The 25438-nt window shown below is 28.4% G+C and carries 21 protein-coding genes; 14 read left to right on the top strand and 7 right to left on the bottom strand.

What is annotated here, in order from left to right; genetic code table 11:
- The first annotated feature begins 25 nt into the window (after positions 1 to 25).
- The 4 genes from GCL60_RS06545 to GCL60_RS06530 all read left to right on the top strand — a co-directional run bounded on the left by GCL60_RS06545 (position 26) and on the right by GCL60_RS06530 (position 5356).
- Positions 26 to 2173, top strand: coding sequence for a TonB-dependent receptor plug domain-containing protein (locus GCL60_RS06545; RefSeq protein ID WP_153419426.1), 2148 nt, complete (start codon positions 26 to 28; stop codon positions 2171 to 2173).
- 1 nt (position 2174) lies between these two features.
- Entirely contained in the window at positions 2175 to 3401 is a 1227-nt protein-coding gene (locus GCL60_RS06540) for a hypothetical protein (RefSeq protein ID WP_153419424.1), read from the top strand.
- Between the two features lie 18 nt (positions 3402 to 3419).
- On the top strand, positions 3420 to 4508 hold the full coding sequence (rlmM, locus tag GCL60_RS06535; protein WP_153419422.1) for a 23S rRNA (cytidine(2498)-2'-O)-methyltransferase RlmM: 1089 nt from the start codon (positions 3420 to 3422) through the stop codon (positions 4506 to 4508).
- 62 nt (positions 4509 to 4570) lie between these two features.
- Positions 4571 to 5356: a substrate-binding periplasmic protein gene (locus tag GCL60_RS06530; RefSeq protein WP_153419419.1), complete on the top strand. Its 786-nt coding sequence runs from the start codon at positions 4571 to 4573 to the stop codon at positions 5354 to 5356.
- Here the strand turns inward: GCL60_RS06530 and GCL60_RS06525 are convergent.
- Together GCL60_RS06525 and GCL60_RS06520 are read right to left on the bottom strand one after the other, a co-directional pair.
- Complete coding sequence (locus GCL60_RS06525) at positions 5353 to 6570, bottom strand: GAF domain-containing sensor histidine kinase (RefSeq protein ID WP_153419417.1); 1218 nt, start codon at positions 6568 to 6570, stop codon at positions 5353 to 5355. The genes GCL60_RS06530 and GCL60_RS06525 overlap by 4 nt on opposite strands.
- Before the next feature lie 78 nt (positions 6571 to 6648).
- Positions 6649 to 7716 carry a threonine aldolase family protein gene (locus tag GCL60_RS06520; RefSeq protein WP_153419415.1) on the bottom strand — a complete coding sequence of 356 codons (1068 nt, stop codon included), beginning with the start codon at positions 7714 to 7716 and terminating at the stop codon, positions 6649 to 6651.
- Between the two features lie 402 nt (positions 7717 to 8118).
- On the opposite strand from GCL60_RS06520, the gene GCL60_RS06515 reads away from it, so the two are divergent.
- The 4 genes from GCL60_RS06515 to GCL60_RS06500 are packed head-to-tail and all read left to right on the top strand — an operon-like array spanning position 8119 to position 12231.
- Entirely contained in the window at positions 8119 to 8904 is a 786-nt protein-coding gene (locus GCL60_RS06515) for a substrate-binding periplasmic protein (RefSeq protein ID WP_161998106.1), read from the top strand.
- Between the two features lie 24 nt (positions 8905 to 8928).
- On the top strand, positions 8929 to 9750 hold the full coding sequence (locus GCL60_RS06510) for a leucine-rich repeat domain-containing protein (protein ID WP_153419411.1): 822 nt from the start codon (positions 8929 to 8931) through the stop codon (positions 9748 to 9750).
- Between the two features lie 49 nt (positions 9751 to 9799).
- Complete coding sequence (locus GCL60_RS06505) at positions 9800 to 10990, top strand: multidrug effflux MFS transporter (RefSeq protein ID WP_153419410.1); 1191 nt, start codon at positions 9800 to 9802, stop codon at positions 10988 to 10990.
- A 17-nt stretch (positions 10991 to 11007) separates the two neighbouring features.
- Entirely contained in the window at positions 11008 to 12231 is a 1224-nt protein-coding gene (locus tag GCL60_RS06500; RefSeq protein WP_153419408.1) for a phosphodiester glycosidase family protein, read from the top strand.
- Between the two features lie 12 nt (positions 12232 to 12243).
- On the opposite strand, the gene GCL60_RS06495 is transcribed toward GCL60_RS06500, so the two are convergent.
- The 5 genes from GCL60_RS06495 to ffh form a co-directional block, all read right to left on the bottom strand.
- Positions 12244 to 12999 (bottom strand): substrate-binding periplasmic protein, encoded by a 756-nt coding sequence (locus tag GCL60_RS06495; protein WP_153419406.1) that lies wholly within the window; start codon positions 12997 to 12999, stop codon positions 12244 to 12246.
- Positions 12996 to 13484 carry a cache domain-containing protein gene (locus tag GCL60_RS06490; protein ID WP_153419404.1) on the bottom strand — a complete coding sequence of 163 codons (489 nt, stop codon included), beginning with the start codon at positions 13482 to 13484 and terminating at the stop codon, positions 12996 to 12998. Before GCL60_RS06490 ends, GCL60_RS06495 begins: the two co-directional genes overlap by 4 nt.
- A 16-nt stretch (positions 13485 to 13500) precedes the next feature.
- A complete protein-coding gene (locus GCL60_RS06485; protein WP_153419402.1) occupies positions 13501 to 13989 on the bottom strand; it encodes a cache domain-containing protein in 489 nt (162 codons plus the stop codon).
- Between the two features lie 122 nt (positions 13990 to 14111).
- Complete coding sequence (gene miaB / locus GCL60_RS06480) at positions 14112 to 15647, bottom strand: tRNA (N6-isopentenyl adenosine(37)-C2)-methylthiotransferase MiaB (RefSeq protein ID WP_153419400.1); 1536 nt, start codon at positions 15645 to 15647, stop codon at positions 14112 to 14114.
- A gap of 34 nt (positions 15648 to 15681) precedes the next feature.
- Complete coding sequence (gene ffh / locus GCL60_RS06475) at positions 15682 to 17307, bottom strand: signal recognition particle protein (protein ID WP_153419398.1); 1626 nt, start codon at positions 17305 to 17307, stop codon at positions 15682 to 15684.
- Positions 17308 to 17506: 199 nt separating this feature from the next.
- On the opposite strand from ffh, the gene fabD reads away from it, so the two are divergent.
- From fabD to GCL60_RS06445, 6 genes are all read left to right on the top strand, one after another.
- Positions 17507 to 18451 (top strand): ACP S-malonyltransferase, encoded by a 945-nt coding sequence (gene fabD / locus GCL60_RS06470; protein WP_161998105.1) that lies wholly within the window; start codon positions 17507 to 17509, stop codon positions 18449 to 18451.
- Positions 18452 to 18470: 19 nt separating this feature from the next.
- Complete coding sequence (gene map / locus GCL60_RS06465) at positions 18471 to 19295, top strand: type I methionyl aminopeptidase (RefSeq protein WP_237639047.1); 825 nt, start codon at positions 18471 to 18473, stop codon at positions 19293 to 19295.
- 3 nt (positions 19296 to 19298) lie between these two features.
- Positions 19299 to 19982: a dihydrofolate reductase family protein gene (locus tag GCL60_RS06460; protein WP_153419394.1), complete on the top strand. Its 684-nt coding sequence runs from the start codon at positions 19299 to 19301 to the stop codon at positions 19980 to 19982.
- A gap of 29 nt (positions 19983 to 20011) precedes the next feature.
- Positions 20012 to 21259 carry a multidrug effflux MFS transporter gene (locus tag GCL60_RS06455; protein ID WP_153419392.1) on the top strand — a complete coding sequence of 416 codons (1248 nt, stop codon included), beginning with the start codon at positions 20012 to 20014 and terminating at the stop codon, positions 21257 to 21259.
- A gap of 258 nt (positions 21260 to 21517) precedes the next feature.
- Positions 21518 to 23029 carry an ABC transporter substrate-binding protein gene (locus tag GCL60_RS06450; RefSeq protein ID WP_153419390.1) on the top strand — a complete coding sequence of 504 codons (1512 nt, stop codon included), beginning with the start codon at positions 21518 to 21520 and terminating at the stop codon, positions 23027 to 23029.
- A 27-nt stretch (positions 23030 to 23056) separates the two neighbouring features.
- Positions 23057 to 25402 carry a hybrid sensor histidine kinase/response regulator gene (locus GCL60_RS06445; RefSeq protein ID WP_153419388.1) on the top strand — a complete coding sequence of 782 codons (2346 nt, stop codon included), beginning with the start codon at positions 23057 to 23059 and terminating at the stop codon, positions 25400 to 25402.
- Positions 25403 to 25438: the final 36 nt, after the last annotated feature.

The following is a 25438-nucleotide window of genomic DNA, read 5'->3' as shown; positions in this document are numbered from 1 at the left end:
TCTCCTGTAAAAAAAGAATATATTTATGCGCCCAATTTTTGTGTTTGCTTTTGTTTTATTTTCAGTTAATGCATTTGCACAAAAAAGCATACCAATTATTGTTATTCCAGAAAATGAAACAATAAAGAAACAGTCAAACTCAGAAAATAAATTTAATAAATCTGTTGAAATCCTTCATGATCCTTCGTTAGGAAATATAAATCAAGAAACCATTTCCTCTAAAATGACTCCAGGCAGTTCTCCTGCTCCAAAAAGTTTTTCAGATCTTGCTGATAAAATAACATCAGCCCAGGTGGAGCATTTTGGTGGTGAGGCCGGTGCATTAAGAATTCGTTTAAGAGGAGCGAGAGCTTTTGAACCATCTTATTATTTTAACGGAATTCCACTAACAGGTGCAGGAAGTAGTGAACAAAATGTCTCGTTATTGCCATTGTCCAATATTGGTTTATTAAATGTTTACCCGGATTCTCCTCCATTTTGGCTAAGTTCTATGGGAATTAGTGGAGATATAGACATTCAAAGTTGTAGGCGTATTGATTGCTTTACTTATGATCAAGAAAACAATGTAAATGCATTTAAGGTAACAGAAAAAATTGGCTCATATCATTATAATCAAATATCTGGGGTTTATTCCTTAAAACCTCGTAAAAATTTTGAAATATTTATGACTTCTGAATATACAAGTAGCAAAGAAGATTACCCTATATTTAATTCCAGTAATTCTGTTTTAAATCCGAATCAAGGGTACTTTGAATCTCTTCAAAATAATGATTTTAAAAAATTTGCTGCAAGTTTTGGTCTAAGTACCTTTAATCAAAGTTTAGGGAAAATAAAATTTGACACAGTTTTTGGAAATCAGAACAAAGGAAATCCTGGAGAAATTGGAAGTTTTTCAATTTCAAGAACTAAAAAGAATATTTTAATTTCAACATTAAATACTCAAAAACTTTTTAGTGATAGTGGATTACAATGGGGAAATCAATTAGGTATTCTTTATAATACATCAGATACACAAAATATTCAGAGCGGTTTTGCAGCTCAAGCAAATCATTCAGAAAATTATACTTTACAACTAAAATCATGGTTTTTATTACCCTCATTTATTTTAGCACAAGAACAATCTGGTATTTCAATTGAATTATTACAAGCAAATCAAAAAACAAAAACTCTAGTTCCATCTAATTTAAGTGATGATTATAAGAGTAGCGTTAATGCAAATAGAAATGATTTTAGATTGTCTTTATTTGAATCTATAGTCATTGCTGTTACAAATAAATATTCACTTTCTGCAAATATGAATGCTTGGGTTTCATTCTCTCAAGCAAATTCAAATATGGATTGTAATTACCCAGGTGCTTCAAATACCTGTAATAATAAATTTCAGGAACAAGAAAAATCAATATATGGATATACTTTCTCATTGCAAAATAAATATGATTTTTTAATTCATTTTATGCGTTATACTTTAAGTATGAGAAGACCTTATTTAAATGAGTTTTATGGTGCACCTGAAGGATTATTGCCAAATATTAATTTGTTACCTGAGAGTAGTAAAAAATTTGAAACAGGTTTTCGAACTTTATTTGGAGAAATTGGTTACTTTCATGCTAATGATAATAATTTAATTTTCTTGCAACAGACAAGTTCAAATACATTTCAGTATCAAAATATTGAAAATGGTTATAGAGATGGATTTTATTTAAATTCCGACTATTATATTTTTGATTTTTGGAAAGTATATTTTTCTTATCAATATTTAATTTCAAAAATGATTTTAGAAAATGAAGAATCCTTTGTTCCAAGGAGCGCTAAGCACTATATCAATACGGGGACAAATGTTGAAAACATTTTGCTTGGTCATGTTATAGGCTATCAAGCTCTATTTGGGGCTTATTTTAATATGAATTGGCAAAGCCCTTTTTATTTGGATTATGCAAATATAAATGAAATGGATGTCCCTCCACTATATAATGCTGGTATTTCATACACTCTTTCAAATAAATTAAATTCTCAAAATTATACCATTTCATTTGATATTTATAATATTTTAGATGAAACATATTCTTCTGTATCAAATTCTACAGGTTTTATTCAACAAATGCAGACTAACGGTTATATTGGATATCCACCTCCGGGTCGTAGATTTTATATTTCTTTAATAGGCGAATTTTAGGATGAAAATAAAAAAATTGATTATTAGTTTCCCATTATTATTGACAACATTATTTATAGGTTGTGGAAAAAAAAGTAATAAAAATCCTGAATTTAAAATATCAGATTCAAATTCTTATTTAGTAACAAATAAATGGCGAGAATTTAGTAATTTATATAGTTTTGATTTTTCTACAAACAAAACAACTCTTATTTTATCGCGACCTGCTAGCGGTGATTCTATTGTTTTTCAAAAATATGATAGTTTAAATAAAATTCAAGGTATTTATTTTGCTGAACGTTTTTCTGGTAATAAACTGACTCGTGTTACTTATATTTCTTCAATATATAATAATTCAGGTGTTGAGCATACTGAATTTCCAATGAATTTACATAATATTATTTCCGTAAATAATAATATAGTTGGAATTGGATATGATAGAGGTGAAATCATAAAAACAGATATGTCCTTACAAAATACCATCATAAAAAATAGACAAATATTAAATTTAGATAATCAAGATATTGAAAATCCATCAAAATCTGAAACAAATGTTACATCCCTATTATATGCAAATGGAAAAGTCTATCTTGTTTCTGTAGGTAATTATAAATATAAAAATATAAAGCCCATTATTTATCAACTTTCAGATGACTTGCTAACAGCAGAAAAAATAGAAGTTGTTTCTGATTGTTTTAATGCTTCAAAACAAATTAATGTGATTGATAATAGTAAATTGGTTATTTCTTGTAATCCATACCCAAATTCTCAAGTTGCTAAAATGAATTTATTTTTAATAGACGTATCTTCAATTAAAGATAAAGGAAGTCCTTTAATAAAAGAAATCATTTCAAAAAATAGGGGTGAAAATGGAATTCAGCAATATGAAATTGGTGGAATTTCTGAAGATAAAAGTTCCATTTTTGTAACGGAACGAAAAAAAATGGATGATCAAGATTGGAAAAATAGTGTTATTAGTTCTTCTTATTGGATTGATTTATCTTCTCCTGAAAGTATTACTGTAAATGATTTAACAAGACAGACGCCTGTGAACTCAGTAGCGGGGGCTGTTACTTATAACTTTGCAGCTAAATCCTATTTATTTAGTTGTCTTATAGATGCTAAGAATTCAACTTGTATAAAAGGTAAGGGTGCTGTATCTCAAAGCAGGAATGCTAAAAATAGCATTGAAGTTGATTTTGGTATAAAGGGAGTTGATGAAATTAAATTTCCAACCCCTGTTTTTTAACAGAAAGAATAAAAACAAATGAATTTATCCTTGCTATTCTATTGTCGAGCTGGTTTTGAAAACGATTGTGCATCTGAAATAATGGAATACGCAAGTGCTAAAAACATTGAAGGTTTTGTAAAAGCAAAGACAAATACGGCACATGTGCTTTTTCAAGCTCATAATCCACTAGAAATTGTCACGTTATGGAATGATTTACAGCTAAATGATCTTTTATTTGCAAGACAAGTTTTGTTAACATCTCAATTATATTCAGATCTTCCTGAAAAAAATAGAACCATTCCTATATTTAAAGCATTTGAAGAAAATTTTTCATCCATTTTAAATGGAAAAAAATATTTAGATGATCTCTTTATAGAAGCTCTTGATACGGATGAGCATAAAGAAGTTCTCACTTTTTGTAAAAAATTTACGAGTCCAATGCTTTCTGAACTAAGAAAAAATGGATATGTAATTGGAGATAAGAACCAGCGTGCTTTGCGATTACACCTTTTATTTTTAACAGGTCAGTCATGTTATATTGCACTATGTGCCCCTAAAAAAGCTTCTCAATGGTTTATGGGGATTCCTCGTTTAAAATTTCCAAATGAAGCTCCAAGTCGTTCCACATTAAAGCTTGAAGAGGCCTTTTTTGTTTTTTTTAATGAGAGTGAGCGTGAATTACGTTTAAAGCAAGGGATGACCGCAGTTGATCTTGGTTCTTCACCGGGTGGTTGGACATATCAATTTGTTAGACGAGACATTTACGTTATTGCTGTTGATAACGGAGAGATGAATTCAGCTATTATGAAAACAGGATTGGTTGAGCATTTAAAAGAAGATGGATTTAAATATCGTCCTAAAAAACCAGTTGATTGGATGGTCTGTGACATGGTTGAAAAACCAAAGCGCATTGCAGAATTAATCACAGAATGGGCTGTAAGAAAGCTTGCAAAAGACTTTATTTTTAATTTAAAACTTCCAATGAAAAAAAAGCACTTAGAAGTGAAAGAATGTTTAAATTTCATTTCTCAAGAATTGAATTTAGAAGGAATTTCTTATAAATTAAAATGTAAGCATTTATATCATGATCGTGATGAAGTTACTGTTTGGCTATCTTTAGGATAGTTTGTTGTCATTTTATGATTAATTTGACTCCAATATAAAGTAACATACAAAGGGGTTAAATAATGACTTATTTTAATTGTAAAAATAAGATATATAAGTTTATTTTTATGTTGTTACTTAATTTATCCTGTAATTCTATTTATGCCGAAAATAAAATTGTACTTTATGAAGGTGACAGCCTGCCTCCTTATGCTATACCAGAGTCCGATTCTGGAGCTAGTGTAGAAATCATTCGTGAAGCGTTTAAAACTCAAGGTTATCTTGTTAAATTTATTTATGTTCCTATTACTAAATTAGCAGAAGATCTTGATAAAGATCCTCAGATCGATGGAGCATCAAGAAATATCTATAAAAAAGCTGATCAAAATAAGTTTTCGAATAATTATATTATATTTCATGACTGTGTGAATACTTTAGAAGAAAATAATTCAATTAAAAATATGGATGATTTATCAAAATCTTCTATTATTGCATTTCAGGGAGCTAAATTATATTTGGGAAAAAAATATAATGACGCTGTTTCATTAAATAGCAGTTATCGAGAAATTAATAATCCCTTAACTCAAACGAGTCAGCTTTTATTGGGGAGAATTAATGCAATTGTATCTGATATTTATATTTTAAATTATAAAATTAAAGAATTTATTAAAATGTTCCCAGATATTAAAATTAAAAGCGACAAAATTAAATGCTCTATTTATTTAAATAATAAACCATATAGAGCTTATTTTAAATATAAAAAACATAAAGATTTATTTGATTTAGGTTTAGCAAAAATAATAAAAAATGGTCAGTACTCTTTGATACTCAAAAAATATAATATTGAAGATACTTTAAATAAAAATTAATGAGGTAATTCAATAACAAAACAAGTATTTTTACTGTTTTTATCTAAATAAAACTTACCGTTATGTTCTTCAATTATTCCTTTAGAAGTACTTAATCCCAATCCTGAACTAGCTCCTACTTCCTTTGTAGTAAAAAAGGGTTCCATGATTTTATCTTGAATTTCACTTGGAATTCCAGGCCCCGAATCGAGAATAGATATTTTAACATATTTCGCTTCATTTTTAATTTTAATTTCTATAATTTTTTTATCGGATTTTTCTAAAGATTCATAAGCATTCATGATTAAATTTAAAATAGCTTGGCTAAATAACGTTGGTTTGCAATTTATAAACATATCATTCATTCTATATGAATGATCATATTTTATTTCAATACCTTTCTTTTTAATTTTTTCTTCACAGAGTAACAGAGTGTCCTCTAAAATTTTTAAAAAAGAAACTTTTTCTTTTTTTTCATACTCTGAATTTTTTGAAAAATGGCGAAGGCTTTTTACTACTTTTGCAATGCGATTTGAAGCATTTAAAATGATATTGAGATCATTTATGATCTCGGTTTTATTTATTTCTTCATTTTCTGAAAATGATTCTGATAATAATTGTATTTTTCCATTAATAATCATGAGAGGATTATTAATTTCATGAGCAACTCCTGAAGCCATTTCTCCTAATGAAATCATTTTAGAATTATGAATAAAAGCTTTTTGATTATCTATAATTTTCTGGTTTTGTTTGCGAAGCTCAAATAGTTTTATGACTTGATTTGATAATGCTTTTAAAATGAGTTTTTGTTGTTCATCTAATTTACTAGGTTTTGAATCAATAACACATAAAGTTCCTATTTTATGACCAGAGGGAGTAATTAAAGGAGAGCCTGCATAAAAGGTAACATTCGGTTTATTTATAACTAAGGGGTTGTCTTTAAAGCGATCGTCATTTAGTGCATTTTCAATAATAAAGATATCATCTTGGTATATGGCGTGGCCACAAAAAGAAACTTCTCTTGGTGTTTCTTCTGCGCTTAAACCTTGTTTAGATTTAAACCACTGTCTATTTGTGTCAATTAAACTAATTAATGCAATAGGTGTTTTGCATATATAAGACGCGATTAATGTGATTTCATCGAGATCAATATCGGGAGGAGTATCTAGTACATTATAATCTTTTAGTGCTTTGAGACGTTCTTCTTCGTTTTCTTTTATAGGAGCTTTTAGCATGCAGAAATTCCCTAAGATAAGTGTAATATATTATCTTAGGCTAAAAAGAAACTAAAATCAAAATAGATACTTATCTTTTTATGCTAATAAACTGAAATTATACTCTGCAGATTTGAAATCAGAAATGAGTTTTTGAACTTCAATTAAAGAGGTATTAAATGAGGTAACTAAACGAATTGTACAAGTTTGATCTTTTAAATTTTCAGAGAAAGTATAAAAATGGTAACTTTTAAAAATTTCATTTTTTAAAGCAATAGGCAACTGAATAAAAATTTGATTTGTTTGAACTTGATTTATTATTTTTATATATTTGCAGTCTAAAAAACCCGTTTCAATTTCTTTTGCCATTTTATTCGCATTTTGAGCATTTGATAACCATAAATCATTTTGGAAATAGGCGATAAACTGAGCAGGAATCATGCGCATTTTAGAAAATAACTGCATGGATTGTTTTTGAATATATCCAAAATCTTCTACTAATTTTTTATTAAAAATGACAACAGATTCGGCTAGTAAGGCACCATTTTTTGTGGCTCCAAATGATAAGATATCAACACCCGCATCTACCGTCATTTCTTTAAACGATTTTTTTAAATAAGCAGCCGCATTGGCAATACGTGCTCCGTCCATATGAACATACAGTTTATTTTCATGAGCAAAATCACAAATTTCTTTAATTTCTTCGCAAGTATAAACAGTTCCTAGTTCGGTAGATTGGGTTAAAGAGATAGCTTTTGGCTTATTGTAATGCGAGTCTTGAAACGAATAATAAACTTCTTTAATGGAATCTAAGTTCATTTTTCCATTCGTAGATTTAACGGGAAATATTTTCGCTCCCGTAAAGTTTTCAAAGGCTCCACATTCTGCCCCATTAATATGGGCAATATCAGCACATATTACGCATTCGTAACTTTTTAGAATTGTTTTTAAAGCGATTATATTTGAACTTGTCCCTGTCCCTACAAAAAATGTTTCACAATCGGATTGAAATATTTTTTTGAATTCTAAATTGGCTTTTTTAGAGTAGGTATCATTTCCGTATGGTAGCTCTGTTGTTTGCATAGATTCCATAATAATTTTAGCTATTTCTGGATGCGCACCAACATAATTGTCGCTAGCAAATTGAATAATTTTAGGGTCTTGCATATAAAATCCTATTAAATTTAAAAAATACGGCTTGCCAAAATAACGCTATGTTTGGTAGGCTTGCTCATGGTTCAATGTATTTAAACATAGATACCATCTAAAGCAAACTCTTTTAAAGGGTGTAGAAATGGATTATTCATTGCGTTTTTCGTTAACTAACTGTTTTTCTGAAAAAAAAATTAGCTTAAAAACCCAAAAATCCTCCCTATCTCATCATTCCTTCCATCATCATACTCATCATTAAAATTTCTTTTTTTCTGTTTTATTAAAAAAAAATTGTAATTTTACACTAAAAGTCTTATTAATAAATAACTTAATTATATTTATAAGTTATGACTTAGTGTGTGAAATGAATTTTCTTCAATAATTACTTGCTTATTTACTATGTGGAGAGTCTTATTTATGAAAAAATTATTTTCGTTTACTATCATGATCCTTTTGATAAACCTAAATTTACCAATTTATTCACAAAATAAATCAGGTGATAATAGCTTTGAAAGAGTCCAAAAACTAGGAACTTTAAAAGTTTGTTCTCAAGCGGGTTTTATTCCTTTTGAAATGAAAGATAATAAAGGGAACTGGAAGGGTTTTGACGTCGATATTATGACTGAGTTTGCAAAACAAAATTCCATTAAATTACAATTAATAGATACTACATTAGATGGTTTAATTCCTGCTTTAATGACAGGTAAATGTGATATGATTGCATCGGGGCTTACTATCACCGAAGAAAGAAAAAAAGCAGTACTCTTTTCTAAACCTGTTTTTACCGTAATTGTGACGGCTGCTCTTTTAGATACACCTGAAAATCGTTCTAAATATAAAACATTTTCAGACATTGATTCTAAAGGAACAAAAATTGCCACTCACACAGGAAGTGCTGCAACTCTTTATTTGAAATCAATATTAAAAAATGCAAACCATTTACAATTTGATACAGAAAGTGATGAAGTAAATGCTGTTGTACAAAAAAGAACAAATGTATTTGTTGAAGATAATGTTTTTATAGCGCAAGCATCTAAAGAAATGAAAATAGATTTCTATACCCTTCTTTCCAATGAAAAAGGTGATTTAGCTATGGCGGTTCGTAAAAAAGACATACAGCTCATTGAAAAATTTAATGATTTTCTTGATAAATTGAAAAAAAACGGACAATATGACTCTATAAAAAAGAATTATTTTAATTAATCTTTTTTTTCATAAGGAGTTTTTATGAGATTCGAAAGTCTCTTAAATTATTTAAGCATAGATTCTATTTCACCAGAACATGAATTTAGCAAAAAAACAATTTATCGAATTTTTAAAACAAAAATTCCTCAAGAAGCAGAGAAATTTTTAAGCCAGGCAAAATCGCTCGATTTAAGTTCTTTTCCTGAAGCTAAAAAAATTGTGCTTGATTCTTCTTTTTTTAAATTTATTCCTCAGATTGAAAATTTAAACTTAGATTATCAAATGATTTCTGATGGGAACGATTTGTCTTCATTTAATTCATTAAATAAACTTTCTATGAAAGGTCATCAACTTTCAAATTTTCAAAATATTTTACATTTTATTAAATTAAAAGATCTTAATTTAGATGAAAATCAATTCATCTCATTAGAAGGCTTAGATTGTTTTAAAGAGCTTGTTACATTGTCTTTAAAAAAGAATAAAATACGGAAAATACATGAAATTTCAAAATTGTCTTTATTAGAAGAATTAAATATTTCTGAAAATGACATATCAGATATAAATCCTCTAAAAGAAAATATATTGTTAAAAAAATTAACTGCCAATAAAAATTTATTAGACAGTATTGAACCTCTTGCTAAAGCTAAAATGTTATCTGTTTTATCTTTAGCGGATAATCAAATCTCTGAAATTGAGCCTATTCAGTATTTAAATAATTTAACAAAACTTGACCTAAGAAAGAATAGAATTCGGAATGTTAAAAGTTTAAAAGATTTAAGAAATCTCTTTGAACTAGGATTATCAGGAAATCCATTGTATGATGATGATTATGATATTTTTCCTCGATCTTTAAGAATAGATTAATTTTTTTGATTCAGATAAATTTTTCGATATTTTATTTATTGGAAAACGAATGAATAAAATTTTTTTTAATTCTAATAAATTTATTTTTGCAATTATTTTGTTTATGGTGCCTGTTTCTCAGGCTTCCATAGACATCTATTCTCCTTCTATGCCTCATATCGTAAATGGATTAAATACAACGGAAAGTAAGGTTCAACTTACAATTTCATTGTTTTTATTATCATTAGGTGTCGGTCAATATTTATATGGAGCTATTTCTGATAGCATTGGCAGAAAAAAATCACTTTTAATTGGCATGTTCCTTTTTACGATATCCAGTTTAGCTTGTTATTATTCAACAAATATTGAAATCTTAATTTTAGCAAGATTTTTTCAGGGTCTTGGTGCCGCATCCATTGCTGTGCTTTCAAAAGCAGTTTCTGTTGATTTATATGATGGAATCGCTTTAATGAAAGCAAGTGCTTGGGTAGGTCTTATCTGGGGCGTTGCCCCCATTGTCGCACCTGTTATTGGCGGATATTTGGATGAATTTGGAGGCTGGCGTTTATCTTTTTTAGTTTTAGCTATTTATGGTTTTATTTCTTGTTTATTTATAATTTTATTTATGCCTGAAACAAATAAAAAATTTCAAAAATTTAATTTTAATTATATTCTTAAGACTTCATTTATTATTTTAAAAAATAAAGATTTTATGGGAAGTACTTTAATCATAGCAACAACTAATTTGGGTTTATTTGTTTTCACTCTGATGGCCCCGTTTTTAATTCAGAATATTTTAGGAAAAAGTCAAATATTTTTTGGTTATATGGCTTTAGTTATTGGATCGATTTATATATTAGGCGCTTTTTTAAGTAATTATGCAATAAGAAATTTTGAAAGCGATAAGATAATTAATTTAGTTTCTAAAATGCTTTTGCTTATTGGAATTATAATGGTTTTTGTTTCTTTTCTTTTTCCAAAATCAATTTGGGTATTGATGCTTACATCATCTTTATTTGCATTCTCTTCTGGTTTCTTATATCCTTTTTTGGTTGGAAGAATGTTTGCTCCCTTCCAAAATATTGCTGGTATGGTAAGTGCAAATTATGGAATTGTTTCTTACACTTTTTCAGGAATTATTTCTATAGTAATAAGCTGTTTAAAAATTACTTCGCTAATAGAAATTTCTTATGCTTATTGTTTAGTTGGTATTATAACATATTTATCAATGCGATTCATGTTTAAATTTAGCTTTAAATAGATATTATTAGGATTAGAATGAAAACTAAAAATACATGTAAATTTTGTTTGTTTTTTTTTATTATAACGTATTTTATTCATGGTTGTGTTTCTAATAATTTAAATAAAATAGATAATTTAATAAAATTAAACGAATTTAATGAAAATAATTTGAATATTATTCATGAAAAATTTGTGGACAAAAATGATATTGACATATTTTCAGCTGAGTTTTCGACTTCAAAATATTCTATTGAATTAGTAAAGTCATTTGATAAAATTGACTCAAGCGATAGAGTGTCAAATTTAGCAAAACAAAAAAATGCTATTTTAGCAATAAATGGTGGATTTTTTTCAATTCATGAACATAAAAAAGGGATTAAACTTCCTGGTTATAATTTAAATACTTGTTATCCTAATATATATAACCCTTATAGCGCTTTGCCTTCTCGAATTTTAAAAATTAACGAAAAATGGTATGGTTCTTTTTCGGAGTTTAATAGCTCTGTTGGCTGGGATAAAGATGGAAAAAGTTTTATAGTTGGAAAAATTTCTTCTCTACCAATTTTAAAATATAATGGTAAAAATATTCCTTTTTTAGTTTTAAATAAATACATTGAAAATTATAATTTTGTTGTTTTTACTTCTGTTTGGAGTCGACCTGTCCCTTTAAATAAAAAAGGACTGGTAATTACAGTCCAAAAAAATAAAATATTAAAAATTGAAAAAATATCAAATCCAAGGGGAAATTTAATAAATATTCCTAATAACGGATTTGTAATTTATACAAATGATATTGATAATAAGTATAATTTTGAAAAAGGAAAAGAAATAAACTTAGATATAGTAATTCATTCTGAAAATAATGAAGATATTCGGAAATGGAACAGCGTTGATTATATTTTAAGTGGTGTCCCATATTTAGTTAAAAATGGCATTGCGAATAAAGATTTTTCTGACTCATCTTTTTTTATAAATGCACATGCTAGAACGGCAATATGTAAGTTAAAAAATAAAAATATTCTTTTTTTAATTGCCAATGGATCTGACGAAGTAACTGGAAAAAGTATTGGTTTAAGTATTCCCGATCTTACAAAATTAATGATAGATAAAGGATGTATTGATGCTATAAACTTAGATGGCGGTCATTCCTCTGTGTTTTATTATAAAGGAAAAGTTTTGAATAGATCTTTTCCAGTTAATGAAAACGACTGTTTTAAACTTCATGAAAGAGCCGTATCTGATGTTTTAATTGTAAAATAAAATTTTTTTAAATTAGTAATTGAGCATAATATATTGAAAAATAATATTATCTTTATCAATTTTAGAAATTCCTAAATTGAATTTATTTCTAAAATTTTTTGATTTGTTAGATTTATTAAAGCAAATATACAAATCTCTGTTTTTTATATATTTGGTTTCAAATTTAAATTTATCTTTGAACTCTGGAGTAATTGAGATTAAATATTCAAAAATATTTTTTTCTATAATTGAAATATCTATTCTTCCATGCAAAAGCTTTGTTAAATTCACTAAGTCAGTATTTGATTCTTCTAATAAGATAATGTTTTTTTCGCTTAGTTTTTTAAATTCTTCTGTAAAAAATCTATCTCGTACGTTTCCAATAACTTTTCCTTTTAAATCTGTTAATTTTTTCCAATCCCAGTTTTTTTGTTTTAACACAGCAAAACCCATAGTGCTCTTTCCAATTGAAGAAGATTTTTGGAAGCTATTCCTATCACAATCATATGAAGGAAAATAACCGTCATAAGCTTCTTTTTTTGCTTCTAATGGTGCACGGGCTGAAGGTAAAAAAATAATATTAGTTTCAATTTTTTGTGTTTTAAAAGCTGCTTTTATTAATGCTCCAAGTAAACCATTATCTGGAAGTTCTTCTAGAGTATAGGGAGACCATGTAGATGTAGTAAGATTTACTGTTAAATTTTCTCCAAAACATTTGTTATTTAAAATTAACAAATTTAAAAAATAAAATATAATTACAATTTTTTTTTTATTTTGAAAAAATATCATTTATTTTCCTCGCTCTCGTATAAACCAGAGCCAAGCCACCATGTATTGTCAACGGAAACACTATATCCTATTTTTCTTTCTACCTTTTTGGTAGCAGGATTTGTCCAAGTATAGGAAGCCCAATGATTTTGGTTATTTTTTGCTGCTTTTATCATGATTTGTACAGGATAATTTCCTTCAATATCTTTGATGTCAAGCAGGTTAAATCCAGCTAATTTGGGTTTACCACCATGAGCTAATACAATCCCTTTAAAGTCATATGCATATATATATAGAATGCCATTTTTACCTTTTAAAAATTCACCTTTTGGGTTTATAAATTCTTTTAAAGCAGCATCTTTCCCATTTTTTTTTACATAATCAACAGCTTTTTGAACAAATAGTTCAACATCTTTTTTTGTGAATTTTTCCTGAGAATATATTTTTATATTAATTAAACTAAAAGAAAAAATAATCAATAATACCTTTATTGTTTTAAAACTCATATTTAGCCCCAATTTATTATTTATTTGTTTCTTCGGTTACATATAAACCAGAACCAATCCACCATGTTTCATCTACCTTAAGACAGTAACCCATTTTTTTTTCAATTTTTTTATCTGCAGGATTAATCCAAATATATTTGACCCAATGATCTTTAGAATGAACTGCATTTATTAATTTTTGAATAGGATAATTTCCTTCAGGATCTTTTAAATGAAACAGGTTATAACCAACTAATTTTGGCTTATCGCCATGAGCTAAAACATTTCCATTAAAGTCGTAAGCAAAAATATATAATTCACCATGGCTACCTTTTTTAAAATCGCCATTTGGATTTGTAAATTCTTTTAAAGCAGCTACTTTCCCATTTTTATTAATATACTCTAATGCTTTTTGAACAAATAATTCAACATCATTTTTAGTGAATATTTCTTTTGAAAATGAATTCATATTTATAAATAATGAAAAAAATATTAAAATAAATATTTTAATTTTATAAAAAATCATAACAATTCCCTAATTTTAAATCATCTATAAAAATTTTAACTTTATAAGATGATCATAGCAAAGTTAGGGTATAAAGATTTTGACAATATTTAAGGATTTAAATTAATTAGAAAAACTGAGAACTAAATAAGTTGTCCTTCAAGAGCAGTTAAATTAGCACCTATTATTTTAATAGGTAAAATCATACCAATCAAATTTCTTGGAGAATGAATTTTAACAAGTCTACCTTCATAAGTTCTTCCGTACCAACTATTTTCTTCTTTTCTATTTTTGTACAATACAAGAACTTCTCTAACTTTAGAAATTTCAGCAAAATTTTGCCTTTCTGTCTCTTTTCGTTGGAGTTCTAAGAGCTGTTGTAAACGTTGGTCTTTTATATTTTCAGGCACTTGGTCTTTAAAACGAGTTGCAGGTGTTCCTTTACGAATGGAATACTTAAATGCAAAAATAAAAGCATATTGCATTTCTTTTACAAGACTTAAAGTATCTTCAAAATCTTGATTCGTTTCGCCTGGAAAACCAACAATAATATCTGTGCTAAATGCAATGTCAGGGCGAACATCACGTATCCATTTTACTCGTTCAAAATATTCTGCTCTTGTATATTGACGATTCATTCTATCTAAAATGCGGTCACTACCTGATTGAACCGCTAAATGAAACGAATTTGTTACTTTAGGTAAATCAGCAAAAGCCTTAGCTAAGTTTGGAGTAAAATCATGAGGATTTGATGTTGTAAAACGAATTCGTTCTACTCCTGGAATGTTACTTACAGTATATAATAAATCAGCAAATGGAAGTTTTCCATTTGATGAATGGATATCTTGTGCGCCAATAAGATCAAGTCCATATGAGTTTACATTTTGACCTAATAAAATAATTTCTTTTACACCTTTGTCTACAAGATATTTTACTTCATCAATAATTTCTGATTCTGGACGACTTTTTTCACGTCCTCTTGTATAAGGAACGACGCAAAATGTACAAAAATTATTACATCCTTTGATAATATTAACGTAACGAGTGACTTCATTTTTGTTTTCGTCATAATAAGGAGGAATTACATCTATTGGAATTGAGTAACCTTCTTCTTTATTATCAAATTTTGTTAATATAAAAGGAGCTTCTTTATTAGTAGAATAACTTTCTTTTACTTTTTTATCATTTTCAGATTTTTCAATTACTTTTTCAAGTAATGAAGGTAATTCTTCAATTTGATCTGGACCAAATATCATATCTATATAAGGAACTTCTTTAGCAAGTGCCTGTGATTCGGCTTGAGCAACACAACCAGAAACTGCAATAATTAAATTTGGATTTGAATCTTTTAAAGGACGAATTTCACCAAGGCGACTGACAACTTTATGTCTTGCTTTTTCTCGAATATGGCAAGTATTTAATAAAATAAAATCGGCATCATTTGGATTTTCAGTAGGACGGTAATTCAGCCTTCCTAACAAGCCTAACATACGCTCAGAGTCAGCCACATTCATTTGGCAACCCCAAGTTTGTACATAAACTTTTTTTAGATAGGTTTCATTTTTTTCACCCACATTCGGATATTCAACCTGTGGCTTTGGCATGTATTTTGCAAATAGAGCTTCAGGCCCTGCTGCTGAAGATGAGCTTAAAAAAGTTGATTTTTGAATTCCAAACATGGTTTGATTTCCTATCTAAAGTAACAGAAACGGTTTAGCGTTTTTTTTGTTTTTTTAATTTTTCTTCTTTTTTTCTTTTTTTCATACGATTGATTTCAGCCATATCTGCAGCACTTAATCCGCCGCTGCCACCCATACCTGGCATGTTTGGCATTCCACCACCTCCGCCAAATAAGCTATTTAAGCTTCCCATGGCACCTCCAGGCATACTAGGCATTCCGCCGCCAGCACCGCCCATCATTTTTGCCATTTTCGCCATTTTTGCCATTTGATTTAATTGACCAAGTCCAGGGATTTTAGACATAAGTCCTCCTCCGCCACCTAATCCTAATCCGCTCATCATTTGCATCATTTGACGCATTTGCATGAATTGATCAACGAGATCTTTCACATCTTTTTCAGTGTGGGCAGAACCTTTTGCTATTCTCGCAATACGGCTGCGTGCTGTTTGGGATTTTTGAATGAGAAGGAGATCGGGGTTTTCTCTTTCTTTTTTTGTCATGGATTGAACAATAGAACCTTTGCGAACAATATCTTTATCATTCACTTTATCCATGTCTTTTTCAGAAATTTGTGATGCTAAAGGTGTTTTTGCAAGAACATCTTTAATTGGACCCATTTTCCCAATAGTGCCAATCATTTCTAGAAAATCATTAAAATCAAAATGACCTTCCATCATTCTGTTTGCACTTTTCTCGGCGTGTTCCATATCAATGGCTTTTGTAAAGTCATCCATAAGACCAACAACATCACCCATACCCAAAATTCTACCGGCCATACCTTCAGGACGGAATTCTTCAAGTTTGTCTAATGTTTCACCAGTACCAACAAATAAAATATTTTTTCCTGTTACTTTTTTAACGGAAAGAGCAGCTCCCCCGCGTGTATCGCCATCTAATTTAGTTAGAATGACGCCAGATAAATTGAGTCTCATATCAAAAGCAGAAGCTGTGCGTACGGCGTCTTGACCAATCATAGAGTCAATTACAAGAAGAATATTTTGTGGGTTTACAGCTGATTTTACAGCCTCAAGTTCATTCATTAAATTATTATCAATTGCTAAACGACCAGCTGTATCAATAATAACTAGATCAAGCCATTCTGATCGTGCAAATTCAATTCCTTTTTCGGCAATTTCAACCGCATTGTTTGTGTCTAAAGTAAACACAGGAACATTAATTTTATCGCCTAATATTTTTAATTGATCACGAGCAGCTGGACGATAAACATCGGCAGCAACTAGTAAAGGGCGCATTTTATGGCGTTCAGCTAATAGTTTGGCAAGTTTTGCTGCATGAGTTGTTTTACCCGCACCTTGTAAACCAACCAATAAAATAACTGTAGGGCCTTTTGTATTTTTTATAATTTCGGTTTGATTGCCACCTAAAAATTCGACAAGTTCATCGTGACAAGTTTTTACAAAGTGATCGCTGGCTGTTACCTTTTGTCCTGATCCGGATTTTAAAGTGACAACATCATTTAATGCTTTTTGGCGTACATTTTCTACAAATTGTTTTGTGACTTTAAGATCGACGTCGGCATCAAGTAATGATCTTTTAACAGCATCTAGAGCTGGCGCAATATTTTCATCTGTTAGACGAGCTTGCCCTTTTAATTTAAGGGTAGCGTCTTTAAATCCTTGGGTGACTAAGTCAAACATATTGTAACCTTTCCACAAAAAATCAACCACAAATGAGTCTCTATAACCTTCAAAATAGCTAAAGGTCAATGTAAAAGACGAGAATGAAAGAACGTAGCCTTTGACAAATGATCCTTTTTTTTATGCTGGAGACATTTAAAAGACTCTGGTATTCAAAGCAAGTGCTTATCATGCAATGCACTTAATAAGGAGTATTTATATGGCTGACGTTGTTTTTATGTTTCCAGGTCAAGGCAGTCAATTTGTTGGAATGGGTAAGGATATATTTGAGCAGTTTCATGAAGTTAAAGAGACTTTTCAAGAGGCTTCCGATGTTTTAGGAATAAGCATGGAACGTCTTTGCTTTGAAGATCCTGAATCAAAATTAAATTTAACAGAATTTACCCAACCCGCTATTTTGACCGTAAGCACGGCAATCTATCGGACTCTTGAGAAAAGAGCAAACGTAGAATCTTCTTTTGTTGTAGGGCATAGTCTTGGCGAATATTCAGCTCTTGTTTCTTTAGGTGCATTATCCTTTTCAGATGCCTTAAAATCCGTACATTTTAGAGGACAGGCAATGCAAAGAGCAGTTCCTATTGGTGTGGGAGCTATGGCTGCTTATTTAGGTAATTCAGGCAACTTAATTGAAGAGGTTTGTAATGATATTTCTACCCCAAATTCTGTTGTAGAAATTGTCAACTTTAATTCACCAGGGCAATTGGTTTTGAGTGGTCATAAGAGTGCTGTAGATAAAGCTTGTGAAGTTATTTCTGAAAAAAAACTTGGAAAAGCAAAATCCTTAGCAGTTAGTGCGCCTTTTCATTCTTCTTTAATGCAGCCTGCTGCAAAAGAAATGGAGCATTTTTTAACAAATATTGAATTGCATAAATTTTCTGGTAAAATTATTGCAAATGTTGATGCTAATATTTATACAGGTGAAACGTATACTAAAAATATTCTAGTAAAACAAATTGCAAGTGCTGTATTATGGACTCAATCTTTAATAAAAATAAATCAAGAATTAAATGAATCAATTTTAGTTGAAGTTGGACCTGGAAAAGTTTTACAAGGGTTAGCTAAAAAAACAATTGAAACTTCAAATACAATGGGAACATTTGATTTGAATGCAGTAAATTCAGTTCTGAATATTCTATCTAAATAAAATTGGAGTTAACTTAAAAGTGGCAAAATTAAAGTCTCAAGAAGATGTTTTAAAAATGAGAGAAGCAGGAAGACTCGCTGCTCATACATTACGTCATGCAGGTAATTTTATTAAACCTGGAGTTAGCACAGAAGAAGTAAATGTAGCTGTGCATGAATTTATTGTTAAACATGGTGCTTATCCCAGTCCTTTAAATTATAAAGGATACCCTAAATCAGTTTGCACAAGTATTAATGATGTTATTTGTCATGGTATTCCTAGTGAAAAAGAAATATTAAAAGAAGGTGATATTGTTAATGTAGACGTTACAGTTACCTTAGATGGTTACTTTGGTGATTGCTCAAGAACATTTTTTGTAGGAGAACATATATCTGAAGAGAGCAAAAAAGTAACTCAAGTAGCTGAAGAAAGTCTTGCTCGTGCTATTGCCGTAACTAAACATGGCAATCGTTTGGGTGATATTGGATGGGCAATTCAAGGTTATGCTGAAAAAGAAGGTTGCGGAGTTGTTCGTGATTTTGTTGGCCATGGAATTGGTAAAGTATTTCATGAGCCCGACCTTCAAATTCCTCATTATGGCAAAGCGGGAACGGGATTAAAAATAGTACGAGGCATGATTTTCACAATTGAGCCCATGATCAATGGTGGTGACTGGCGCATGAAAATGATGAAAGATGGTTGGACAGCAAAAACAGTAGATGGAAAACCTTCTGCCCAATTCGAACACACCATTGCTATTGTTGGTGATGGAATAGAAATTTTAACAGCACTTGAAGATGATCCTATAGCAATAAGAGCTAAAGAGCTTGGAGCTCATATTCTTTGGCCAGCTCTTAAGGTATAGCGAATGGAGAAGATAAAGAAACAAAAATTTGAAATTATAAATATCATAGCTGCTTCAGTAGATGGAAAAATTGCAAGTCATAGTATGGAATCTTCTTTAGAGAGAAATCAAATTGGAATGATTTGTAATGAAGATTTTCAAAGAATGAGAGCATCAGTTGCTACTTGCGATGCTGTATTTATTGGAGCAAAAAGTATAGAGAGTGAAAAGGGCGCTTTTCGAGTTTCTGATTTAACAAAAAATAATTCTGAACCTGAGTGGATTATTTTTACTCAATCGGGAAATATTTCATTTCAACACCCATTTTGGAAACAAAAAAATATATCTAAAAGTATTTTTTTTGTTTCTTCTTTTGATCTTGACGAAGAGCCTATGTTACGTTTAGACGAAAAAGAAGAAGAGTTTGGTAAAATAAAATATTATTTAGGGAATATTTTAGGATTATTAAATTATTTAAATTCTATAAATAAAAAAAGATTTGCCTTACTTGGAGGCGGGAAATTAAATACTGCTTTTTGGGAGAAAAATTTAGTTACCGATCTTTTATTAACGGTAAGTCCTCTAATTATAGGAAATATGCACTCACCTAATCTAGTTTCTTCTTCACACCTTCTTTCTAAGAAACTAGAATGCAGAAATGTTACTCAATCGGGGAATTTTGTATTTATTGACTATAAGGTGTTTTAAATACTTATTGAAAGATTGGAAATTATTAAATGGAATATTCTGCTGTTCAAAAAGAAAATGAACAAATTCAAAATAAAGAACCAAATTTTAGCAAAATTCATAGAATATTATTTATTTCTTGTATTATCTTTATTTGTGCTATTGGTTTTGTCGCCTCTGATATTTATTTACCTTCCTTACCAGCTATAGCAGATTATTATCATAAAGAAGCATTTTGGGCTCAAAGTACAATGACAGCATTTTTAATTACAATGGCTGTTTTTCAAATTTTTTCAGGATCTTTGTCCGATAAATTTGGAAGAAAAAACGTTCTTTTTTTGTTTATGATTATTTTTATTTTAGCTTCTGTTGGTTGTTATGCTTCTTCAACTATTTATGAGCTCATTTTTTTTAGAGTACTTCAAGCTATTGGTGCTTGTGCAGGAATGTCTATTGGGCAAGCGATTGTTGCCGATCTTTTTAATTCAAAAGAAATGGGAAGAGTTTTATCTATTACGATTCCCTTGGTTGCATTTTCACCTGCTATTGCACCTGTTCTTGGTGGGCATATTGAAATTCATTTTAATTGGCAGACAAATTTTTTGATATTAGCTTTATATGGCTTAATTATTATTTTTATGCTGCTTTCTCCCATTATACCAAAGTTACAAGAAAATAATTATTCACAAAAAAAATCAGCTTTTGATATAAAAGTTTTTATTCAAGTTTTATTAAATAAAAAGTTTTTTGGATTTGCTTTATTTATGATGGTATCCAATGCTTCGTACTTTTCTTTTGTAGCGGCTTGTCCTTTTTTATTAAAGAAATTTGGCTATTCGCCTACTGCTGTTGGATATGCTTTTTGTGCAGCATCTTTTCCATATATGTTTGCATCATTTATGGGGAGAAGATTATCTCTAACAAAATCAAGTTTACAGATTATTTTTTTAGGATTAATTTTAAATGTAATTGGTGGAACTGTTTTGCTTATTATGTATTTTATAAATTGGCCACATATTTTAGCTTTAATGATTCCTGTTTTTATAATAACAATAGGAAATGGATTATTAATGCCATTTTCATCAGCAAATGCAATATCTCTATTTCCTAAAAATGCTGGTATGGTTACCGGAACACTAGGTTCAATGCAGCTTACTGCTGCTGGTATTGGAACCGCTGTAATGGGAATTATTGAAAATGGTACGTTATATCCTCTTGGTGTTTTTGTTTTAGGAATAGCATTTTTATCTATTATTTATTTTATAAGTGTTTTTAAAATCTCTTCTTTGAAAAACTAAAATAATTATGGTATGTTTTTTCAATGAAAAATGAATTAGATTATAATACTTTTCATATTAAAGAATTTTTAATTTATAAAAAATAATATTTATAACAAAAGAATGCAAATATTTTAAGCATGTATTTATAGATAATTATCATTATTTTATAAAAAAAAAATTGACAATATTTATATTTTAAAACAAATTCAAATTCTATTTTATATATTGTAAATTATTAAAAATATATAAAAATAAAGAATTTAAGGCATTAAGTTTATGAAACATTTATATATATTAAGTTTGTTTTTTACGACATTCCAGCTATTTGCAAATGACCCAAATGTTGAATCTAAAAAAATTATATATTTTTGTGGAAATAATTCTGAATTTCCTTGGGAAGAAAATGCGGAACTTGCGTGTAGAGGAAGTTTTTATCCAGCTGTTTTAGGTTTATTATTTTACATTGATCATAATGCTGAAATAAATACTTTATCTCTAGAATCTTTTAGTTGGGACTACTATAACAATTATTATAAACTTCGCTTGAAAAAGGATCTTTATTTTCATAATAATAGAAAAGTAAATTCAAAAGATCTTGAGTTCAGTATTTTACGTCATTTTTTTTCTAAAAATCCTAATATTGGAGATTCCTTTCAAATTAATTTAAAAGGTACAGAAAAAATTAAAAAGGGACAACCCTACCAATCAGGATTGGTTGATGGTTTAAAAATTTTGGATGACAGAACAATTGCGATAACTCCTTCTAAATCGAATCCTTCTTTTTTGTATACGCTAACCCATTTTAGTTTTTCTTTAGTGCCTATTGAAGAGTTAAATTCAGATTTAATTACATGGAAAAAATGGCCAGTTGGAGTCGGAGCTTATAAGGTAACAGAGCATTTCAAAAAAGAAAAGTCTTTTTTATTAGAGTTAGTAGATCCAGCTTCTTATCCTAATGCTCCAAAAGAAATATTGTATGAACAAATTCGTATAAATGAACCTGATATTACCAATAAAGACTATATAACTTCAAGAAATGAAAAATATATAAAAGAAGAATTACTTGCACCTTTATATAGACGATTAATAGAATTTAATTACAGTTCTGATTTGGCTAAATCTAAAGACTTTAGAAAAGCTATAGCATATGCCATTTCTAGAGAAGATCTTTCTAAAGTAACAAATATATTAACTAATCCATTATATGAATTATTGACTTCTTCAAGTATTGGGAGAATTAATATAAAGGAAAACCAAAATATAAATGAAGCCATAAAAATAATAAAAAGTTTAAAATTAAGCAATGAAATTACTATTCCTTTTTCTGAAGATAGTTCTTATTTAGGTGAAAAATATAGAATCGTTTTAAAAGGACAACTTAATAAAATTGGCCTTAAAATTAAGTTTAAAGAAAATACTAAAAATTTATGGGATCCATTTACAAAAGAGTTTAAAAATTCACCTTTTTATCTTCATTCAACTGAGGCAGATTATTATGATCCTATTTTGAATTTTACAAATTACAGAAATGGATCGCCATCTAAAAATGCATATCCTGATGATAAATTAATTCAAAATTTGTTAGATGAGAGTCAGGAAGCACCAAGTCGTGATATATTAAATGAAAGATTAAAAAATATATCAAGATATTTTTATGAACAAAGAGTTTTAATTCCTCTCTTTGAGATTCCTAATATTGTTTATTATAATCCTGAAAAAATTAGTTGTATTGGAACACAATTTGGAGGTGTTACTTTATATTTACAAAATATAAAAGTAAAAAATTAAATAATTATTTTTTAGAAAGAATTCAATTTGAAACTTAGGCCAATTGCAGATGAAATTTTAAAACGTTCGGCAAGAAATGGTTTTTTATTTGCTTCTTTTTCATTTTGCATTATTTCAATTATATTAATTATTTATTCCTATGATATTTATTTTGGCAGAACCCAAAAATTAGTTAAAGGTTATATTCCTGAAATTTCTTCAGCATTAGTAATTGGTGATGTATTATTTGTAAAAAAAATGCTTTCATCAATTGAAAAAAGTTTATATTTTTCTACTCTATTTATAGAAGATGCATTAGAAAATAAAATCATTATATACAATGGAATAAAAATTCCTATAGAAAAGAAAAAAGAACTAATATATAATTATTCATATGTTATTAATAATGGCGAGCTTTATTTTTTAACAAAATTACATATGCATGGTAAAGATTTTTCTCATAATATGAATTTGAATTTTGTTCAAAAAATCAATTATATTTTTATTTTAATAATAACATTATTAATGTTTTCTTTATGGTTTTTTATGTTTTTATTTGTAAAAAATCAAAGCAAAAAGAACTATGAAAAAATGTTTGTTCCTATAATGAGGCTTTCTGAAAATTTGAAAGAAATATCATCTAGCAAAGAAGAGTATGATAAATTTGTCACTTATTTAGAATTAGATTTAATTTATAAAAATTTTAATAATGTCTATATAGAGTTAAATAAAGCCCAAGAACAATTAAAACAATTGGATATGATGCGTGCAATTTCGACAACAATTCAAATGCTAGCTCATGATTTAAGACATCCATTTGCTCATATTAAAAATGCTTTACATGTAATGTTAAGATTATCAAATTATGATGAAATTAGACAATATATAAAAGATACTGGAAGAGCAATTGAGAAAGATATTTTAAGAGTGGAGAATATGCTTTCTGATCTTTTGCATTTTAGAACAGAAGGAAGTCCAAACTTTGTAGATACAAGTTTTTATAAGCTTATTTATTCTGTAATTAAAAATTGTTTTGAAGTTCAAAACAAAACAAATATTTTGCTTTCCTATGATTTTAATCATAAGTATTTTTTATGTGTAGATATTCAAAAAATGGAAAGAGTTTTATCTAATATTATAACAAATGCTATAGAATCCATGAATGGAAAAGGAACTATTAAATTTTTAACGAGAGAATTTTATGAAAATAATATTCTTCATATTGAAATTTGTATTGCAAATACAAATTCATATATAGATGAGGAATTTAAAGATAAAATATTTGATCTTTTTTTCACAAAAGGAAAAAAAAGAGGAACTGGAATTGGTCTTGGAATTGCAAAAGAAATCATAAATCAACATGGAGGTAGAATTTTTTATACCTCATCAATAAATGAAGGAGTTAAATTTTATATACATTTGCCACAATCTATCTCAATGATTGAAGATAAAATTAGCGGTTTGGTTTTTCCAAACGAGGCAAAGTATTTTGAAAATCATTTTGATACACATTATAATACTTCTTTAGTAGAATATGAAAAAAAATCTGATTTAATTGAAAATAAAATATTGTCTTTTTTTGCAGGTAAAAAAATTCAAAATAAATATCAAATTTTAATTTTGGAAGATGATGATGTATATGTAAAAAATTTCTCATCATTAATTTCATCAGAAGATTTAAATGAATATTTTAATATTGTTTCATATAGTGATTATGATCTTGCTTTAAAAGCCTATTATGAAGTTAAACCTGAATACATTATTTGTGATATTGACTTAGGACTTGAAAAATTAAATGGGTTTGATTTTGTTCAAGATTTAAGAAATAATGGTTGTGTCTCAAAAATTTGTATACATACAAATAGATTTTTTAAATGTGATTTAGAAAGGTCAATAAATGTAAAATCAGATTTTTTTATTGCTAAACCAATGTCAAGATTTCAATTTTTAAGATTTTTATGTTCTTATATTTTACCTGGTTATTCAGAAGAATCTTTTTTATCAATTACTTCTAATAATTTTCAAGAAGATAAAATTATACTATTAATAGATGATGAAGATATATATCATAAATTTTGGGAAGTTTCTGTTACAGATGCAAAAGTGATTAGTTTTTCACATCCTGATTTTGCTTATGAATACATATTAGAAAAACCAGAAAATTTAAAAGCTATAGAATGTGTTATTGTCGACTATTACTTTGATAATAGCGCACAAAATATTTCCCAGATGAATTTCATAGATAAAATAAGAAGTTTAAATTATAAAAAACCAATATTTGTTTCTACCAATGCCATTTTATTAAATAATGAGTTAGAAGATTTTGATGGTGTTATAAAAAAAGAACCTTATTCTTTATCAAAATTAAAAGAAACATATAGCAATAAGTTTTAAAAAAAATTCGGCAAAAAATATCTATCAATAAAGACA

Origin of the sequence: Silvanigrella paludirubra (genome assembly GCF_009208775.1) — a bacterium.
GTDB lineage: Bacteria > Bdellovibrionota_B > Oligoflexia > Silvanigrellales > Silvanigrellaceae > Silvanigrella > Silvanigrella paludirubra.
Note: the sequence above shows the minus strand (reverse complement) of the source record. Positions and strands in the feature narration are given on the sequence as shown.

Bases quoted from the DNA above. Each gene is read 5' to 3' on its own strand.
- GCL60_RS06545 (WP_153419426.1), top strand. From the start codon at position 26: ATGCGCCCAATTTTTGTGTTTGCTTTTGTTTTATTTTCAGTTAATGCA.
- GCL60_RS06540 (WP_153419424.1), top strand. From the start codon at position 2,175: ATGAAAATAAAAAAATTGATTATTAGTTTCCCATTATTATTGACAACA.
- rlmM (WP_153419422.1), top strand. From the start codon at position 3,420: ATGAATTTATCCTTGCTATTCTATTGTCGAGCTGGTTTTGAAAACGAT.
- GCL60_RS06530 (WP_153419419.1), top strand. From the start codon at position 4,571: ATGACTTATTTTAATTGTAAAAATAAGATATATAAGTTTATTTTTATG.
- GCL60_RS06525 (WP_153419417.1), bottom strand. From the start codon at position 6,570: ATGCTAAAAGCTCCTATAAAAGAAAACGAAGAAGAACGTCTCAAAGCA.
- GCL60_RS06520 (WP_153419415.1), bottom strand. From the start codon at position 7,716: ATGCAAGACCCTAAAATTATTCAATTTGCTAGCGACAATTATGTTGGT.
- GCL60_RS06515 (WP_161998106.1), top strand. From the start codon at position 8,119: ATGAAAAAATTATTTTCGTTTACTATCATGATCCTTTTGATAAACCTA.
- GCL60_RS06510 (WP_153419411.1), top strand. From the start codon at position 8,929: ATGAGATTCGAAAGTCTCTTAAATTATTTAAGCATAGATTCTATTTCA.
- GCL60_RS06505 (WP_153419410.1), top strand. From the start codon at position 9,800: ATGAATAAAATTTTTTTTAATTCTAATAAATTTATTTTTGCAATTATT.
- GCL60_RS06500 (WP_153419408.1), top strand. From the start codon at position 11,008: ATGAAAACTAAAAATACATGTAAATTTTGTTTGTTTTTTTTTATTATA.
- GCL60_RS06495 (WP_153419406.1), bottom strand. From the start codon at position 12,999: ATGATATTTTTTCAAAATAAAAAAAAAATTGTAATTATATTTTATTTT.
- GCL60_RS06490 (WP_153419404.1), bottom strand. From the start codon at position 13,484: ATGAGTTTTAAAACAATAAAGGTATTATTGATTATTTTTTCTTTTAGT.
- GCL60_RS06485 (WP_153419402.1), bottom strand. From the start codon at position 13,989: ATGATTTTTTATAAAATTAAAATATTTATTTTAATATTTTTTTCATTA.
- miaB (WP_153419400.1), bottom strand. From the start codon at position 15,647: ATGTTTGGAATTCAAAAATCAACTTTTTTAAGCTCATCTTCAGCAGCA.
- ffh (WP_153419398.1), bottom strand. From the start codon at position 17,307: ATGTTTGACTTAGTCACCCAAGGATTTAAAGACGCTACCCTTAAATTA.
- fabD (WP_161998105.1), top strand. From the start codon at position 17,507: ATGGCTGACGTTGTTTTTATGTTTCCAGGTCAAGGCAGTCAATTTGTT.
- GCL60_RS06460 (WP_153419394.1), top strand. From the start codon at position 19,299: ATGGAGAAGATAAAGAAACAAAAATTTGAAATTATAAATATCATAGCT.
- GCL60_RS06455 (WP_153419392.1), top strand. From the start codon at position 20,012: ATGGAATATTCTGCTGTTCAAAAAGAAAATGAACAAATTCAAAATAAA.
- GCL60_RS06450 (WP_153419390.1), top strand. From the start codon at position 21,518: ATGAAACATTTATATATATTAAGTTTGTTTTTTACGACATTCCAGCTA.